This window comes from Enterobacter sp. DVT3837, assembly GCF_056238685.1.
In genome coordinates this window covers 2,916,507-2,932,341 of the sequence record NZ_JBWDLA010000001.1, presented here as the reverse complement: position 1 = coordinate 2,932,341, position 15,835 = coordinate 2,916,507, and the positions used below count along the sequence as shown (strand labels likewise).

At 56.5% G+C, this 15,835-nt stretch carries 15 protein-coding genes; 2 read left to right on the top strand and 13 right to left on the bottom strand.

Annotated elements, in window-relative coordinates:
* Window position 1: 1 nt before the first annotated feature.
* From menE to AC0XWG_RS14480, 8 genes are all read right to left on the bottom strand, one after another.
* Window positions 2-1,363: an o-succinylbenzoate--CoA ligase gene (gene menE, locus AC0XWG_RS14515; protein WP_475680735.1), complete on the bottom strand. Its 1,362-nt coding sequence runs from the start codon at window positions 1,361-1,363 to the stop codon at window positions 2-4.
* Window positions 1,360-2,325: an o-succinylbenzoate synthase gene (menC, locus tag AC0XWG_RS14510; protein ID WP_475680734.1), complete on the bottom strand. Its 966-nt coding sequence runs from the start codon at window positions 2,323-2,325 to the stop codon at window positions 1,360-1,362. The genes menE and menC overlap by 4 nt, the downstream gene beginning before the upstream one ends.
* Window positions 2,325-3,182 (bottom strand): 1,4-dihydroxy-2-naphthoyl-CoA synthase, encoded by an 858-nt coding sequence (menB, locus tag AC0XWG_RS14505; protein WP_080328564.1) that lies wholly within the window; start codon window positions 3,180-3,182, stop codon window positions 2,325-2,327. The genes menC and menB overlap by 1 nt, the downstream gene beginning before the upstream one ends.
* 10 nt (window positions 3,183-3,192) lie before the next feature.
* Window positions 3,193-3,954 (bottom strand): 2-succinyl-6-hydroxy-2,4-cyclohexadiene-1-carboxylate synthase, encoded by a 762-nt coding sequence (gene menH / locus AC0XWG_RS14500; protein ID WP_128347397.1) that lies wholly within the window; start codon window positions 3,952-3,954, stop codon window positions 3,193-3,195.
* On the bottom strand, window positions 3,951-5,621 hold the full coding sequence (gene menD, locus AC0XWG_RS14495) for a 2-succinyl-5-enolpyruvyl-6-hydroxy-3-cyclohexene-1-carboxylic-acid synthase (RefSeq protein ID WP_128347396.1): 1,671 nt from the start codon (window positions 5,619-5,621) through the stop codon (window positions 3,951-3,953). Before menD ends, menH begins: the two co-directional genes overlap by 4 nt.
* An 88-nt stretch (window positions 5,622-5,709) precedes the next feature.
* The gene (gene menF / locus AC0XWG_RS14490) at window positions 5,710-7,005 is read right to left on the bottom strand and encodes an isochorismate synthase MenF (RefSeq protein ID WP_128347395.1); all 1,296 of its coding nucleotides are present in this window, start codon (window positions 7,003-7,005) and stop codon (window positions 5,710-5,712) included.
* Between the two features lie 96 nt (window positions 7,006-7,101).
* A complete protein-coding gene (gene elaB, locus AC0XWG_RS14485) occupies window positions 7,102-7,407 on the bottom strand; it encodes a stress response protein ElaB (RefSeq protein WP_028016253.1) in 306 nt (101 codons plus the stop codon).
* A 53-nt stretch (window positions 7,408-7,460) separates the two neighbouring features.
* The gene (locus AC0XWG_RS14480) at window positions 7,461-7,922 is read right to left on the bottom strand and encodes a GNAT family N-acetyltransferase (RefSeq protein WP_475680733.1); all 462 of its coding nucleotides are present in this window, start codon (window positions 7,920-7,922) and stop codon (window positions 7,461-7,463) included.
* Window positions 7,923-7,993: 71 nt separating this feature from the next.
* Between AC0XWG_RS14480 and rbn the strand changes: the two genes are divergently transcribed.
* Together rbn and AC0XWG_RS14470 are read left to right on the top strand one after the other, a co-directional pair.
* Complete coding sequence (gene rbn, locus AC0XWG_RS14475) at window positions 7,994-8,911, top strand: ribonuclease BN (RefSeq protein ID WP_475680732.1); 918 nt, start codon at window positions 7,994-7,996, stop codon at window positions 8,909-8,911.
* Between the two features lie 64 nt (window positions 8,912-8,975).
* Window positions 8,976-9,980, top strand: a complete 1,005-nt coding sequence (locus AC0XWG_RS14470; protein WP_108090827.1) for a chemotaxis protein — start codon at window positions 8,976-8,978, stop codon at window positions 9,978-9,980.
* 89 nt (window positions 9,981-10,069) lie between these two features.
* Here AC0XWG_RS14470 and nuoN read toward each other — a convergent pair whose 3' ends face one another.
* The 5 genes from nuoN to nuoJ all read right to left on the bottom strand — a co-directional run bounded on the left by nuoN (window position 10,070) and on the right by nuoJ (window position 15,831).
* Window positions 10,070-11,527, bottom strand: coding sequence for an NADH-quinone oxidoreductase subunit NuoN (nuoN, locus tag AC0XWG_RS14465; RefSeq protein WP_028016249.1), 1,458 nt, complete (start codon window positions 11,525-11,527; stop codon window positions 10,070-10,072).
* Window positions 11,528-11,533: 6 nt separating this feature from the next.
* Window positions 11,534-13,063, bottom strand: coding sequence for an NADH-quinone oxidoreductase subunit M (gene nuoM, locus AC0XWG_RS14460; RefSeq protein ID WP_028016248.1), 1,530 nt, complete (start codon window positions 13,061-13,063; stop codon window positions 11,534-11,536).
* A gap of 76 nt (window positions 13,064-13,139) precedes the next feature.
* Window positions 13,140-14,981: an NADH-quinone oxidoreductase subunit L gene (gene nuoL, locus AC0XWG_RS14455; protein ID WP_028016247.1), complete on the bottom strand. Its 1,842-nt coding sequence runs from the start codon at window positions 14,979-14,981 to the stop codon at window positions 13,140-13,142.
* Window positions 14,978-15,280, bottom strand: a complete 303-nt coding sequence (gene nuoK, locus AC0XWG_RS14450; RefSeq protein ID WP_003861496.1) for an NADH-quinone oxidoreductase subunit NuoK — start codon at window positions 15,278-15,280, stop codon at window positions 14,978-14,980. Before nuoK ends, nuoL begins: the two co-directional genes overlap by 4 nt.
* Entirely contained in the window at window positions 15,277-15,831 is a 555-nt protein-coding gene (nuoJ, locus tag AC0XWG_RS14445; protein WP_008500212.1) for an NADH-quinone oxidoreductase subunit J, read from the bottom strand. The genes nuoK and nuoJ overlap by 4 nt, the downstream gene beginning before the upstream one ends.
* Window positions 15,832-15,835: the final 4 nt, after the last annotated feature.

Below are 15,835 nucleotides of genomic sequence, written 5' to 3'. Positions count from 1 at the left end.
ACTATCCCTTAAGCGATGCATTCACCCACTGTTGCAGCGCGCGACGGGAGACCTTAATGCCGCCATTTTTGAGCTCAGTCGGCAACACTAGCCACCGGACGGGTTGCTGAAAACGCGCCAGTTTATCCCGGACCCAGTCAGGTAAACAGGTGATATCCGTTCCCGGTTCACACTCCACCACGGCTACCGGGCGCTGCCCAAACTCGGCATCGTCCAGCGGGACGATAAACACCTGGTTAATTTGCGGATGACGGGCGATAACCCGCTCAAGACTTTCAGGCTGGATCCCTTCTCCACCGCTAAAAAAGAGGTTGTCCATACGCCCCAGAATTGTCAGCCGGTCATCATGCCATTCACCGCGATCGCGGGTCGCGAACCAGCCCTGCTCATTCGTCAGCGGGATCAACTCCCCGTCACGCCAGTAGCCTGAGGCCATACTTTGCGCTTTGATCCAGACTTCACCGTCAACCACCTGCACTTCTCTGCCCGGCAGTACACCGCCCACATCCGGCTCGCCGTCCGCCTCTTTCGCACAGACTGTTGAAGCAAACTCCGTCAAGCCATAGCCACAGAAGGTGCGAACGCCCTGTTTTCGCGCTTCCTCTGTCAGTTCAACAGGTATTGCCGCTCCGCCGAGCAGAACGGCTTTCAGCGCAATATGATGCTGAGTGTTAAGCAGACGCCAGAGCTGTGTCGGTACCAGAGAAGCGTGGGTACAGCCCTGCAGTGCCTGCTCAAGCGGCTGCTTTTCGCGAACGGTTAAACGTGCCCCGGCCTGCAACCAGCGCCATAAAATCCCCTGACCGGAAACATGAAACAGCGGCAGCGAAAGTAACCAGTCATCCTCATCACCGTAGGGCATCAGCGCCAGCACACCGCGCGCGCTGGCAAGATGGGCTTCGCAGGTATGGACCGCCGCTTTCGGCAACCCGCTGGAGCCGGAGGTCAGCGTCATGGAGGCCAACCGCGCCGATTGCCACGTAACGCGGTGTTCGCCAGCATGCTCGTACATGTTCAGGACGGGAAGATCGTCGTAGATGCCGTCCAGTACCAGCGCAAAGCGCAGGGTCATCTGCGGAAGCAGAACATCCAGCAGATGACGCGGCAACTGCGGGTTAACGGGAAGAATGCGCACCCCGCACTGGAGCAGTGCCAGCCATGCCGTCAAGGTTTGCGGATGATTATGGGCCAGCAGCAGCACACCGTCGCCCTCTCCGACGCCCTGCTGCTGAAATCCTGCCGCAAGGTGGTCGACATGCGCACACAGCTGTTGCCAGGTAAGCACCTCATCGTTCAGCCTCAGCGCCGGCTTATCGGCAGCCTGCGCACACCAGTGCCGCCACGGCCAGTCGGTAAAACTCATAGCAATGGCTCCAGCGCCTCAACGTCGAGGCACGGCAGCGGACTGTCCGGCCACTGGCGAACAAGCTGAGCCTGCATCAGGTTTAGCGTGTCGAGACCCGGGATCGTGTCTGGCGTTAACCAGGCAGCGATACGTGCCAGTTGGGTCAGCCCAAGGCTGGATTCGATGGAGGAGCTGATCACCGCCGTCAACCCCAACGCATGTGCCGCTGCGACCTGCTCGCGCACTTTCGCCAGACTGCCGGTCAGCGTTGGTTTAATCACTACCGCGCTGACGCCGGGCTCGGCGACAAATTCAAAATCCGCTTCGCGCAGGCTTTCATCCCAGGCGATGGCAATCCCCGTTTCCCGGGCAAACGCACGCGAATCATCGCGGGTTTTACACGGTTCTTCCAGGAAGGCAATGCGACTGCGGTATGCCGGATTGACGTACTTCGCGAATTGCTGTGCCTTAAGTGGCGTCCACGCGCGGTTAGCATCCAGACGCAGATGCAGATCCGGGATCGCCTCCAGCAGGAGGTTAGCGACCATTCCGTCTCTCACCGCTTCGTACAGGCCAACTTTGATTTTCGCCACTTTCTCACCGGGCATAGCGGAAAGCAGGGCGAACAGTTCGTCCGGATCGCCGGTGCAGAGCGGTGCCGCACGGTAATTAGCCTCTTCAGGCAAACTACCGTCGAGTTCCGCCAGCGCACAGCTAATGCCAAAAGCCGCGGAAGGAACGTCCGGCAACGCCGGATCCGCTCCCTCACGCCACTCTCCGACCCACGCCAGTAATGCAGACTGCGAGTCATCCAGCGACTCAAGGCTAAAGCCCGGCAGAGGTGAAACCTCCCCCCAGCCTTCCCGCTCACCCTGCTGCAAATGAACGAAGAAGCCGTCACGGGTTTTTAACCGCCGTTCACGCAGTACCACACCCGCGTCCATCGGTATCTGCCAGCGGTAAACCTGCGCGCGACGCATTACGGGTTCCGTTTGTATTTGCTGAAATCTGGCTGGCGTTTTTCGTTAAACGCGTTGCGCCCTTCCTGACCCTCTTCGGTCATATAGAACAGCATCGTGGCGTTGCCCGCCAGTTCCTGCAGACCCGCCTGACCGTCACAGTCGGCGTTCAGCGCGGCTTTCAGGCAGCGCAGCGCCATCGGGCTGTTTTGCAGCATTTCACGACACCAGCGCACGGTCTCTTTTTCGAGATCGGCAATCGGTACGACAGTATTGACCAGCCCCATATCCAGCGCTTCCTGAGCATTGTACTGACGGCACAGGAACCAGATTTCGCGAGCTTTTTTCTGCCCGACAATGCGCGCCATGTAAGAGGCACCCCAGCCGCCGTCGAAAGAGCCCACTTTCGGGCCAGTCTGGCCGAAGATAGCGTTCTCTGCGGCAATCGTCAGATCGCACATCATGTGCAGCACATGACCGCCACCGATGGAATAGCCTGCCACCATCGCCACGACCGGTTTTGGACAGGTACGGATCTGACGCTGGAAATCGAGCACGTTCAGGTGGTGTGTACCCGCATCATCCTGGTATCCGCCGTAGTCACCGCGCACTTTCTGATCGCCACCGGAGCAAAACGCTTTGTCACCTTCGCCGGTCAGAACAATCACGCCGATGTTGTCGTCATAGCGCGCATCTGCCAGCGCCTGGATCATCTCTTTCACGGTCAGCGGACGAAAGGCGTTACGTACCTGTGGACGATTGATGGTGATTTTAGCAATGCCGTCTGCGGATTTGTGGTAACGGATGTCGGTATAACCTTCGGAGCAGTCTTGCCATTCAACCGGAGCATAGAGCATGTGTTCATCAGGATAGATCATAGAGAGTCCTTTATCGAAGACGCAGTATCTGAGCCAGACACGCAGCAACTGCACCCGGGTTTTCCCGGTGGGCGTTGTGTCCGGCGTTGGGAATTGCATGGCGAACGGCGTTCAGTTTCGCGGCAAGGGCCGTAAACTTGTCATCATGTTCACCATATAAATATTCAAATGGGAAATTGCGGGCGCTGAGCGCGGCACGCAAATCAGGCTGCACGGCCAGCGATGTCGCCTCCAGCATCATCGCCAGCGTCGTGCCGTTGTTCTGACTGCGCAAAGTAACCAGCGCTTCGCGCTGGGTGTCCGTCAGGGAGGCGAACACGGGCTGTTGATACCAGTCAGTAAAGACTTTATCCAGCGGTTCAGTACGAAAACGCTGTGCCCAGCGGCGATCAGATACCCGCCGCCTGATGCGCTCTTCGTCATCATGCAGACCCGGATGCCCACCTTCCACAATCACCCCCTGCAGCCCCTGTGACTGCTGGCAGGCATGGAACATCGCAACGCGGCCGCCGAGGGAGTACCCGATAAGCCAGAAGTTAAGTATGTTGTAACTAAGCAAGGTTCGGGTGAGCATTGTGCTCATCTCATTAAACCCGGACACGCCAATATTCCCGGAGCCACCGTGCCCCGGTAGATCCAGGTACAGCCGGGGATAATTGCTGAGCATCTCGCCAACGACCTGCCACTCACGGCAATCCCCGGAGAAACCGTGCAAAAAGACCAGCCAGGGATAACCTGGTTTTCCAGCCTGTTGCACACCCGAGAGGATCACAGCTGGCTCACCTGTGCCAGCAGGCTTTGCAGCATCTGCGCGCCGTCAGCATCATTCACCACCAGCTCAATCAGCGTTGCTCCCGGCTGTTTCCAGGCGGTGCTCAGCGCTATATCAAGCTGTTCCCAGTTTTCCGGGCGATGGTATTTCAGGCTGAACATCGCTGCGGCGTGTTCAAACTGGACATTCTGCGGCATCAGGTAAAAGCGTTCACGCTCGCTTTGCGGCGTTGGCAAGAGAGAGAAGATCTGCCCGCCGTTGTTGTTGACCACAATCAGCACAAACGGGGCCGACGCCTGTCGTAGCAGCGCCAGCGCGTTGAGATCGTAGAGTGCAGAGAGATCGCCCACGATTGCCAGCGTTGATTTCGCGCTGGCACGCTGCACGCCTGCTGCCGTTGAGATCAGCCCATCGATACCGCTGGCGCCACGGTTGCTGTACACCGGGTAGCCTGCCGGCAGCTGCGAAAACGCGTCAATCAGGCGGACAACGAGGCTATTTCCGACAAACAGTTGCCCCTGCTCAGGCAGATACTGGCGAATACGGTGCGCCAGTCCGGCCTCGCTAAACGCTTCACAATGCGCTTTGGTGAGCTCCCACGCCTGACGCGAAAGTTCCGGGATCGCAACGGCCCAGGGTTTGCGTTTTTCCGCCGGATGGAGCGTAAGCCAGGTGTCGATACTGCTGACCAGACGACGCCCGCGATGGTGCGCCGGGTCGAGCCGCCCTTCCAGCGGATCCACCAGCCAGTATTCTTCCGGGGTGCACGTTGCCTGCCATTGCAGTAATCGCTTACCGGTTAAGCTTGAGCCAAGCTGGACAACAATCTGCGCCTGCGAAAGCTCAGTGACGGCTTTCGCATTCCCCAACCAGAGATCGGCGCACGGCAGCGGCTGGCCGGTCTGGGAGAGCACGTCACCAATCAGCGGCCAGCCAAGTGTTTGCGCCCATTCAGCAACCCATTTTCCTTCAGCAGCGCTCATGCGCCCGGCGATAACCACGCCGCGTTTTTGCCGCCAGAAGAACCAGTCACGTTGTTTAGCACTCTCAAGATGCGTCTGCTCACGCAGCCACGGTTTTTCACTTACCCACCAGTCACCGAGGGAGTGCTGCCACTCAAGGCCGGTGTTATCCAGTTCGCCATACAACGGTTCGGCAAACGGGCAGTTGATATGCAACGCCCCACTGCGCAATGTCTCCATGGCGTGATCGACGGTGGATACCAGCCAGCTTGCCGGGATATCCTGCGTGGGACGCGGCAACGAGATTGTCTGCGAAGGGTGCGAGGAAAAGAGTCCCGGCTGACGAATAGCCTGATTGGCGCCACAGTCGATAAGCTCAGGTGGGCGGTCAGCCGTCAGCAGGATCAGTTTTTCACCGGTTAAACCGGCTTCAATCAGTGCCGGATAGAGGTTCGCCACGGCAGTACCGGAGGTGACAATCACCGCTACAGGCTCTTTGCTGACCTTCGCCAGCCCCAGTGCCAGATGGCCAAGACCGCGTTCATCAAAATGAGTATGGTGAATGAATGCCCGGTTTTCAGCGGCCGCCAGCGTCAGCGGCGTTGAGCGAGAACCCGGCGCAATACACACGTGCCTGACGCCATGGCGGGTCAGGGCTTCAAGGATCACCGCCGCCCAGCGCCGGTTAAAAGAACTTACTGACATGAGATTGTCCGGAATCAAGATTACGACACAGTATAAATAATAGAAAAATTTGGAATTTTGATATGAATCGGGAATGCACGAATCAGTATTAATCCCTAAGGAGCAGAGAACGCAACCCTGCGGCTTTGTTTTCTATCTCCTGCCACTCCTGCTCCGGGTCAGACCCGCTGACAATTCCGGCTCCGGCGTACAGCCGCAGGGCGTCATCCTGGACACGTGCAGAGCGTAATGCCACGCAGAACTCGCTTTGTTCGGGTGATAAATACCCGGCCGACCCGGCGTACCACTCGCGGTTAAAGGGTTCAACATTCTCAATAAACGCCCGTGCAGGTTGACGCGGCAGCCCGGCAACGGCCGCCGTAGGCTGCAGAATATGTAAACACTGTTCATCACTGGCCTGTTTCAACTCGGTCCAGATACAGCGGCGCAAATGCTGCACTTTGCGCAGACGCACAACCTGAGCAGGCAACACATCAAGCGTCTGGGTAAAGTGCTGAAGGCGCTGACAGATATCTTCCACTACCAACATATTTTCGCGTTGGTTTTTATCATCATTCAGCAACCATTCGCCCAGACGCAGGGCTTGTTTATCATCAGCATGACTGGCGACAGTGCCCGCCAGCGCTTCGGTACGAAGCAATTTTTCCCGCCGCCGCCAGAGACGCTCGGGCGTTGAGCCGAGAAACGCATTGCTGGCGTCGAAAACCATGCAGAAATGATAGCAATTTAAATTCAGGGCGCGGCTGGCGGCCATCAGTGCGACAGGGTTAACGCGCTGTTTAAACTGCAGATCGGTTGCCCTGGCGAGGACCACCTTTTCAAATTCACCGCGCGCGATAGTCTCTGTTGCCTTGCGGATAAGCTCCAGCCATTCCTGCTTTTGCGGATGATGGGTTTCGCACTCAACCTGCACAGACAGCGGGCGGATAGGTCTGCCGGCATGGAGTTGCTGCAGAAAATCCAACGCGGTGCGGGCATCGTCCTGAAGAGAGTCATCGCTCCACAGTTGCAGGCGCAACGTGGCATTTCCGGCGGAACGTCGCCAGAGCAGGCGAGGTAAAAAGAGACTGCCCTGCTCCGGGTTAAATGCATTCAGGCCGCAAATACGGGTATCATTTGCCGCATTCTGCTCACGCAAAAACTGCGAGGCTAACGCCAGCGAGGAGAATTGGGTGACAGCCCCCAGAGCAGCCAGTTCCTCATCACCATTACGCTGTTGCCAGTAAAACTGGGGATAGCACTGCTGCGCGCCAAGCCAGGCAAGAGGATCGAAAGCGTCGTTTAACGGGAAAGTGACGTCGAAATGACGTAGACCGGGTATTGCGGGTAACGCTTGCGTAAGCTGACTACGCAGGTGCTCCAACGCGAGGAAAATCGAATTCACGCGAACCTCTCCCTGTTGAAACCTCATATTATACGGGGTACTGGTTATAAATAGCAGTACCCACGTATAGGGAGTGGTTAAGCGTTAAACATAAAATTAACGACGAGCCAGAAGCAGCCCAAACACCAACCCGACAGCTGCGCCCACACCAATGCCTCTCCACGGTTTTTCGTGAACATAATCATCGGCACGATAAACCGCCTTTTTGGCGCGGTAGTAGTACGTGTCGGACGCATGGCTGACGCGGTTTTTAACGTCATTTAGCGCCTGTTCTGCACGTTCTTTCAGCTCAATATATTTCTGATCGGCAGGGTCGCCCGACGAACGTAATACTTCTTCCAGCGTTTCTCTCAATAACGTCAGGTCGTCATCGATACGGGTATCCCAGGATTGAAATGACATATTTTTCTCCATGTTAGTACACCAGTCCGCTAACTATAGCCAACGACGACCCATTACGCCTGCTTAGCCTCCCGCGCCATGCCAATGTGCGGTATACCGTCTTCGTCATATACGTCAGTGACCGGCGTGAAGCCAAAATAACCGTAGAAAGATTGCAGATGCGCCTGCGCGCCCAGGTATAACGCCTTGTCCGGCCACAGTTTCTGGCACGCCTCCAGCGTTTTTTCCATCAGCTGATAGACCAGTTTTTCACCGCGCGCCTTACCGCTAATGATGACGCGGCCAATCACCACAGGCTCGAAATCGTCTTCGCTTTTCAGAATCCTCGCATACGCCACCAGCTCGTTATCCCGCCAGCCGAGGATATGCCGGTTCTCGCCGACGAGATCGTCGCCGTCGATGTCCTGATACGGGCAGGTCTGTTCTACCACAAACACTTCGCAGCGCAGTTTGAGCAGCGCATACAGTGAATTAACGGTGAGCTCGCTATGGTGTAAATCTTGCCACTGGATCATGTCAGTCTCCTTCCTGGGGTTCATCACGTTATACTAAACCCCTCCCCGTTCAGCAAAGGGCTGATTGCGTTATGGAACTGATTTTTCTGGGTACGTCCGCTGGTGTGCCAACCCGCTCACGAAATGTGACCGCGATTCTGCTGGATCTTAAACACCCAACCCGTGGTGGGCTATGGCTGTTTGACTGTGGTGAAGGGACACAGCATCAGCTGTTACATACCGCTTATCACCCAGGCAAGCTGGATAAAATTTTTATCACGCATCTGCATGGTGACCATCTGTTTGGCCTGCCTGGCCTCCTGTGCAGCCGTTCAATGGCCGGGAACGCTAATCCGCTGACGATTTACGGGCCTGCAGGTATCCGGGAATTTGTTGAAACCACGCTACGCCTCAGTGGGTCCTGGACTGATTATCCGCTGGAGGTCGTTGAGATCGCCGGGGGGCTGGTTTTCGATGATGAGGATTATGTCGTCACCGCTCACCCTCTTAACCATCCGGTAGAGTGTTATGGTTACCGCATTGAAGCGCATGACAAACCCGGTGCACTGGATGCCGCCGCGTTAATCGCCGCGGGGGTAAAGGCCGGGCCGCTGTTCCAGCGTCTGAAGCAGGGAGAGACGGTCACGCTGGAGGATGGGCGCGTTATCAATGGTCAGGATTATCTCGCGGCACCCCTGCCCGGCAAAAAACTGGCGATTTTTGGCGACACCGCCCCCTGCCCGACAGCATTGAAACTGGCTCAGGGCGTGGATGTCATGGTACATGAAGCAACGCTTGAAACGGCCATGGAAGAGAAAGCCAACAGCCGTGGGCATAGCTCAACCCGTCAGGCGGCACAGCTTGCCCGTGACGCAGGCGTCGGGAAACTGATCGTTACTCATGTTAGCTCGCGCTACGATGCTCGGGGATGTGAAGGTCTGCTGGCTGAGTGCCGCGCAGTGTTCCCGAAATGTGAGCTGGCAGAAGATTTCACTCAAGTCAGCGTTTAGTCCTTCATTTTTCCCTCAGGATGCCGATAACGATTAAAAGGTCAGCATTTCTCTCGAGGGTAGAATGGATAATTTCCAGAAAGATATTGATGACAGGGCGAATCTAACCCTGTCGAACCGTTTTGAACTGTTGTTATTCCGGCTGGGCACGTCTCTGAACGAAAACAAATCAGAGCTTTTTGGCATTAACGTTTTCAAGCTGCGTGAAATTGTGCCGATGCCAGAGTTCACGAAACCCGCCGGGATGAAATCACCGCTGATGGGGATGGTGAATATTCGCGATCAGGTGATTCCGGTGATCGACCTGGCCGCCGTAGCGGGTTGTAAACCGACAACGGGGCTCAACATCCTGCTGATCACAGAATATGCCCGCAGCGTGCAGGCGTTTGCCGTGGAATCCGTTGAGAACATCATGCGCCTCGACTGGAAACAGGTACACGCGGCGGAAACCGCCGTCAGCGGACGTTACATCACCAGTATCGCCTGTCTGGACGAGAAGACTGATACCAACGAACTGGCGATGGTGCTCGATGTTGAGCAGATTCTGTATGACATCACCCCAGCTAACCACGATCTGCACGCCACTAATCTGCAAACCACAAAATTCCATATTAAGCCGGGTGCTGTCGCGATTGTTGCAGAAGATTCCAAAGTCGCGCGCTCCATGCTGGAAAAAGGTTTGCAGGCGATGGAGATCCCGGCGCAGCTACATATCACCGGTAAAGATGCGTGGGAAAAAATTGGCGTTCTCGCTGCTCAGGCGCAGGCGGAAGGGGTCCCGATCACTGATAAAATTGCCCTGGTGCTGACCGACCTCGAAATGCCGGAGATGGACGGTTTTACGCTGACGCGCAAAATCAAAACCGACCCGGTACTGAAAGATATTCCGGTGGTGATCCACTCGTCGCTTTCTGGTAACGCCAACGAAGATCATATTCGTAAAGTGAAAGCTGACGGGTATGTGGCGAAATTTGAACTGAACGAGCTGTCTTCGGTGATTGAGGAAGTTCTGGATCGTTCGATGAAGAAGATTGATGGGCCATTGATTAGCAGGAAGCAGCTGGCTTAAGCATGGTGCGGGCTGGTGCCCTCACCCCAGCCCTCTCCCACGGGGAGAGGGAGAAAATAAAAAAACCCGCCGAGGCGGGTTTTTTGTTTTTACATCAGCGGCATCGCATGCTGCACGATATCAATCAGCGGCTGCGGATAGATACCGAAGATCAGTACCAGCAGCGCGGAGATCAGCACCACAATACCACCGGCGCTGTACTGCCAGTTGGTTGGGGCATCACGGTTGAGTTGCTGAGGTGCACTCAGATACAGACTCACCGCCACACGCAGGTAGTAATACAGACCGATTGCAGAGCCGATAACCACGCCCGCAGTCAGCCACCACAGGTGCGCCTGCACACCGACGGCCAGCACGTAGAACTTACCGATAAAGCCCAAGGTCATCGGGATACCCGCCAGAGAGAGCATCATCACTGTCATCACCGCGGACAGAATCGGACGGTGCCAGAACAGACCACGGTAGGAGAACAGTGAATCCGCATCCGGGCCACGGTATGGGCTGGACATCAGGCTCACCACGCCGAACGCGCCGAGGCTGCTGAACAGGTAACCTGCCAGATACACGCCCACGGTTTCCATCGACATCTCGCCGCTCTGCAGCGCAATCAGTGCCACCAGCAGGTAACCCAGATGGGAGATAGACGAGTAGCCCAGCAGACGTTTGATATTGGTCTGGCTCAGCGCCATCAGGTTACCGAAGATGATGGATACGAACGCGATAATGCCGAGCACAACGCGAACCGCTTCACTCTCACCCACCGGTGCATACAGGAACAGACGCATGACCACACCGAAGATAGCGATTTTGCTCGCCGTCGCCAGGAAGGTGGAAACCGGTGCCGGAGCACCCTGGTATACGTCTGGCGTCCACAGGTGGAACGGAACCAGAGACAGTTTGAAGCCGAGGCCAACAATCATCATGCCCAGACCCGCCAGCAGCAGCGGCTCATGCAGCATGCCGTCGCCGAGGCTCTTGCCGAGCGCAACGAAGGAGAGGTTACCAGACTGAGCATACACCAGCGCGATACCGAACAGCAGGAAGGACGACGCTGCAGCAGACAGAATGGTGTACTTGATACTCGCTTCCAGTGAGCGCTTCTGACGGAAGGCATAACCAATCAGACCGAACAGCGGCAGAGAGATCAGCTCAATACCGAGGAACAGCGCGGCCAGGTGGTTCGCATTCGCCAGCAGAATGCCGCCCAGCGCGGCAATCAGTACCAGCAGGTAAAACTCTTCTTTGTTGTCGTTGTAGCCTTCAAGCCACGGATACGCAAAGGTACAGGTTGCCAGGCTCGCCAGCAGAACCAGACCCGTGTACAGCATGGCATAGCCGTCAACGCGCATCAGCGGGGTGACATCCATCGCGCCCGCCTGGCCAACAAACCAGAGGGAAACCAACGCAGCGTTCAGACCCAGAACGGACAGGGTCGCATTCAGGAAGTGATTGCGTCGCCACGCAATGGAGAGCATCACAACCACCACCGTCAATCCGACGATCAGCAGCGGTAGCAGCGCGATCAGTTGTTGTGGAGTTATTGTCATGGCGAATTACGGCCTTGTAGTAGAAGCAGAATTAACAAACCACTGCTGGATATTGCCCATCGCGGAGTGCGAGGTATCCAGAATCGGCTGCGGATAGAAGCCCAACAGCACCAGCAGTACGACCAGCAGCAGGATGATGAACAGCTCACGCAGCGACATCCCCGGCAGTTCTTGTGCAGCAATTTCGCTCTTCGCTTTACCGAAGTAGGCACGGTGCAGCATCGCCAGCGAGTAAACGGAAGCGAACACCAGACCGAAAGTCGAAACCACGGTAATGACCGGAACCACTTTGAAGCTGCCGAACAGAATCATAAATTCGCCGACGAAGTTACCGGTGCCAGGCATACCCAGAGTAGCCACCGCGAAGAACATGGACAGCGCTGGCAGCCATTTAATTTTGCTCCACAGACCGCCCATCATACGCATATCGCGAGTATGCAGACGTTCGTACAGCTGACCACACAGGATGAAGAGGCCGGCTGCGGACAGACCGTGCGCAATCATCTGGATCACCGCACCCTGGTACGCGAGCTGGCTGCCGGTGTAGATAGCAATCAGTACGAAGCCCATGTGGGAAACGGAGGTGTAAGCAATCAGACGCTTAATGTCGTATTGCGTGAAGGCCATCCAGGCACCGTAGAAGATACCGATCACACCCAGCCACATGGCAATTGGCGCGAACTCAGCGGACGCGTTCGGGAACAGCGGCAGCGCGAAACGCAGCAGACCGTAGGCTGCGGTTTTCAGCAAGATGCCCGCCAGGTCAACGGAACCCGCCGTTGGTGCCTGGGAGTGCGCGTCTGGCAGCCAGCCGTGCAGCGGAACCACCGGCATTTTCACCGCGAATGCGATGAAGAAGCCCAGCATCAGCAGATATTCAACGCCGTGAGACATAGGCGTCTTCAGCAGGTCTTCATAGTTGAATGTCCAGACTCCGGTCGCATCGTGGTGAACAAACACCAGCGCCAGAATGGCAATCAACATCACCAGACCACTCGCCTGGGTATAGATGAAGAACTTGGTTGCCGCCGTGATACGCGTTTTACCGTCGGACGCCTTGTGGCCCCACAGCGCGATCAGGAAGTACATCGGCACCAGCATCATCTCCCAGAAGAAGAAGAACAGGAACATGTCGATGGCAAGGAACACGCCGATAACACCGCCCAGGATCCACATCAGGTTCAGGTGGAAAAAGCCCTGGTATTTTTCGATTTCTCGCCAGGAGCAAAGTACCGCCAGAACGCCGAGCAGACCGGTCAGCACCACCATCAGCAGCGACAAACCGTCGATGGCCAGGTGGATCGTAATACCGAAACGTGGGATCCACGGCAGGATAAACTCAGACTGCCACTGCGGAATACCCGCAGACTGGGTCAGAGAGTAGCCACCCTGCAACCACAGTTGCAGACCAAGCGCGAGCGTCAATCCCATGGTGATCAGCGCGATCCAGCGCGGCATCTTCACGCCAAAGCGTTCAGTCTGCCAGCACAGGAAGCCGCCGATGAAGGGAATTAATATTAGCCAGGGTAGTAACATGGCGATTTACATTCCTTTTAAAGGCCCCCAGCAGGGGCCTGATTTTCAACGAATTCGAATAAAATTCACTTAACGATCAACGCAACACCATCAGCAGCGCCAGCACGACAACCGCACCGATGCTCATGGACGCCACATACCAGCGCAGGTAACCGTTCTCGCTGAACAGCAGGCCTTTACCTGCAAAGCGGGAAAGGATCGCCGGGATATTCATCATGCTGTTCAGTGGATCGCGTTTCACCAGCCACGCAACACCCAGGAACGGTTTGACGAAAATCATGTCGTACAGCCAGTCGAAGCCCCACGCGTTGTACCACCAGGTGCCCAGCAGGCGGCCTGGCGCACTGTTGGCAACAGAGGTTACCAGCGTACGTTTACCCAGCCACAGCCATGCTGCAATCAGGATGCCCGCGATAGCGACCACACCGGAGGTGATTTCAAGCGTCAGAACGCGACCGTGCTCAAGCTCGGTGGTGTCCGGCAGTACGCCCTGCAACGGTGGCACAATCATCGCGCCAACGAAGGTGGAGAGTACAAGCAGCACAATCAGCGGCAGGTGGTGGGTAATCCCCTTCCCTGCGTGAGCGTGAATTTGTTCTTTACCGTGGAATACGATGAAAATCATACGGAAGGTATACAGGGAGGTCATGAATGCACCGACCAGACCCGCAACCATCAGATTGATATGACCATTCGCCATGGCACCCGCAAGGATTTCGTCCTTACTGAAGAAGCCCGCAGTGATCAGCGGCAGTGCCGCCAGCGCCGCGCCGCCCACCAGGAAGCAGACATATACCAGCGGGATGGACTTACGCAGTCCGCCCATCTTGAAGATGTTCTGCTCGTGATGGCAGGCCAGAATCACAGAGCCGGATGACAGGAACAGCAGCGCTTTAAAGAACGCGTGTGTCATCAGGTGGAAAATGGCTGCGTCCCACGCCTGAACGCCCAGCGCCAGGAACATGTAACCAATCTGGCTCATGGTGGAGTACGCGAGAACGCGTTTGATGTCGGTCTGCACCAGCGCGGCAAAGCCTGCCAGCACCAGTGTTACCGCACCAACGATACCCACCAGATGCAGAATTTCCGGGGTCATCAGGAACAGGCCGTGGGTACGCGCAATCAGGTAAACACCGGCGGTAACCATGGTCGCAGCGTGGATCAGCGCGGAGACAGGAGTTGGACCCGCCATCGCGTCGGCCAGCCATGTTTGCAACGGCAGCTGTGCGGATTTACCCACAGCACCACCCAGCAGCATCAGCGTTGCCCACCACAGCATGTTGTTGCCTGCTGCGAAGTGCGCTGGCGCCAGTTCCACCATTTCGCGGAAGTTCAGCGTGCCCAGTTCGTTGTAAAGAATGAACAGCGCGAAAGCGAGGAACACGTCACCCACACGGGTCACGATGAACGCTTTCATCGCCGCTGCGCCATTCTTCGGATCGGTGTAGTAGAAACCGATCAGCAGGTAAGAACACAGACCCACACCTTCCCAGCCCAGATACATCAGCAGCAGGTTATCGGCCAGAACCAGAACCACCATGCTGGCGATAAACAGGTTGGTGTAGGCGAAGAAGCGGGAGTAACCCTCTTCACCGCGCATATACCAGGAAGCGAACATGTGGATCAGGAAGCCCACGCCGGTCACCACGGAGAGCATGGTCAGCGAGAGGCCATCCAGCACCAGGTTGAAACCGATGTTGAAATCACCGACCGACATCCAGGTCCACAGCGGCACGCTGAAAGGCTGACGTCCGTTGTTGAAGAAGTCGATGCCCGCATACGCCGTCACCAGCGCAGCCAGGCCGATAGAGCCAATGCCTACGGTCGCAGACAGATTCTCAGACCAGCGGCCGCGAGAAAACGCCAGCAGCACGAAGCCAATCAGCGGAAAAATAATGGTTAAGGCAAGCATGTTCATCCACGCAACTCACTTACTGAATCGATGTTCAGGTTCTGGCGGCGACGATGGAGCTGCAGCAACAGCGCCAGGCCAATACTCGCTTCGGCAGCCGCGAGGCTGATGGCGAGAATGTACATCACCTGACCATCGGTCTGGCCCCAGTAGCTTCCGGCGACCACGAAGGCCAGCGCGGAGGCGTTAATCATGATTTCCAGGCCGATCAGCATAAATAGCAGATTGCGGCGGATAACCAGACCGGTCAAACCCAGAACGAATAAAATCGCAGCGAGGATCAGTCCATGTGTTAAGGGGATCATGCGCGCTCCTCCGTTTTTCTTTTCGCGCGGTCGTCAGTGCGGTTGCTCAGCACCTCACCAGCACGCTCTTCGCGGCCAACGTGGAAGGCAACAACCAGACCAGCCAGCAGCAGCATCGACGCCAGTTCCACCGCCAGAACGTATGGGCCAAAGAGTGTAATGCCGACCTCTTTCGCGCCGATCGGCGTGCCGTCGATGCCCTGATCGTTCACGCCCAGAATGGCGTAAACAATCACCACCAGCATGATGGCCGACAAAATTGCCGGGCCAATCCACACCTGCGGTTTTAACCACTGACGTTCCTGCTCAATTTCAGAGCCGCCCAGGTTCAGCATCATCACCACGAACACGAACAGCACCATGATGGCCCCAGCGTAGACGATGATTTCCAGCGCACCGGCGAAGTGCGCGCCCAATGCAAAGAACACCCCGGAAATGGCCAGCAGCGAAATGATTAAGTACAGCAGCGCATGCACCGGGTTGGTGTGCGTGATCACTCGCAGCGTAGCCAGGATGGCGATAAGGCCACAGATATAAAAAGCGAATTCCATTGCC